Source organism: Qipengyuania sp. YIM B01966 (assembly GCF_016461955.1).
Lineage (GTDB): Bacteria > Pseudomonadota > Alphaproteobacteria > Sphingomonadales > Sphingomonadaceae > QFOP01.
On record NZ_JADMNM010000032.1, the window covers coordinates 1 to 1,208 of the forward strand.

Annotated in this window: 1 protein-coding gene; it reads right to left on the reverse strand. The window is 63.7% G+C overall.

The features are described 5' to 3' along the window. Window positions 1-256: 256 nt before the first annotated feature. The coding region (locus tag ILT46_RS11975) for an IS110 family transposase (RefSeq protein ID WP_199504868.1) at window positions 257-1,208 on the reverse strand (952 nt) is incomplete at its 5' end.

Sequence of the window (1,208 nt, forward strand, 5' to 3'; positions counted from 1 at the left end):
AAACGTATGGCCCGCCCCGTCGGCAAGCGGTTTGTGATTTCAGGTCTGATGCAGTCTGCATAAACGTATCCGGCCTTTCGGCACGATGCCGTTGGCCAAGATGGAGATCCGCGCGTCCTGGTCCTCATAAAGGGGCCGGCGTCGATGCGCCATTTTACGCCATAGGGTTCCAGAACACCGGTCGACTGTCAGGCCATCTTCACTCACCTCCCGCAGACATCATCCAGCTGATGCGTCACGCATCGGCCGATCTCTTTCACGCAGCCAGCGCGACCGGCTGATACGTGCGCTCATGCCGGAGCAGTGCCCACACGATCCGCGCCATCTTGGCGGCGAGCGCCACGACGACGACGTTAGGGTGTGATCGTGAGAGCAGGGCTCGCAGCCAGGCTCCGAGCCGCGTATCGCCCTTACTCAGCGTAGGCATCGCGGCCCGGGCTCCCTGGATCAGCATCTTACGCAAGTATCGGCTGCCGCGCTTGGTGATCCCGAGCAAACGTGGTTTGCCGCCGGTAGTCGCCTGTCGCGGCACCAGACCCAGCCATGCGGCAAGATCGCGACCGCGCCCGAAGGTACTCGCGTCACCAACCGCCGCGACCAACGCCGTCGCGTTCAGCGCGCCGATGCCGGGGATGGTCAGCAGCCGCCTGGCGCGATCGTCGGACCGCGCCTGTTCGGTAAACTCGGCGTCGAGGCTGGCGATCCGCTCGTCGAGCGCCTGCCAGCGTTCGCGCATGTCGGCAATAAGCATATGGATGCGCGGTCGCAGTATCGGTTCCTCGGTGTCGAGCAGCTCTGCCAGCCTGACTGCCAGTCTTGCACGTCCCTGCGGCACGATGTGGCCTCGCTCCAGGAGCAGGCTTCTGATCTGGTTCATCAAAGACGTACGTTCACGCACGAGCCGGTCACGAACGCGGTGGAGCGTTTGCATATCGAGCTGCTCTTCGCTCTTGAGTTCGACGAACCGCATTGTCGGTCGTGTCGCTGCCTCCGCGATTGCCTCGGCGTCGCGGTCATCGTTCTTCTGTGCCTTGACGTAAGGTCGAACATACTCCGGCGACATCAGCCGCACTTCATGTCCTTGCGCCGCGAGTGCGCGACCCATGTGATGCGCGCCGCAGCATGCCTCCATCGCCACGACGCAACCCGGCAACTTGGCAGCGAACGCAATTACCGTCTCGCGGCGCATCCGTCGCCGCACCACCACC